Annotated in this window: 1 protein-coding gene; it reads right to left on the minus strand. The window is 33.9% G+C overall.

The window, feature by feature from the left end:
* A partial coding sequence (locus tag Q0881_RS17795; protein WP_299163330.1) for a hypothetical protein occupies window positions 1-286 on the minus strand: 286 nt, incomplete at both ends.

A 286-nucleotide genomic window follows, 5' to 3' on the forward strand; every position in this document is an offset into this window, starting at 1 on the left:
AAACATGTTACATTCTGAATATTATCTATATCTAATGTAAATGTTGGTGCTGCTTCTACTATATGAGCTGTTGATAAGATACATCCTGTTACTGGGTGTGTTATTGTTATTGTATAGTTATCTGTTGCTAATCCTGTAAACGTTGCTGCATTTGTTGCTACTGGTACTACCTGTGTTGCTGTAAATCCTGTTCCTGCTCCAGTTATTGTATAACTAGCATTCACTATATCTGGATTTATTTTCACTGTAATATCTTCTCCTGTTGCACAATCTATAGCTTTTGTTA

The sequence above is a fragment of the uncultured Tenacibaculum sp. genome (assembly GCF_947494125.1).
In the GTDB taxonomy this organism is placed as follows: Bacteria; Bacteroidota; Bacteroidia; order Flavobacteriales; family Flavobacteriaceae; genus Polaribacter.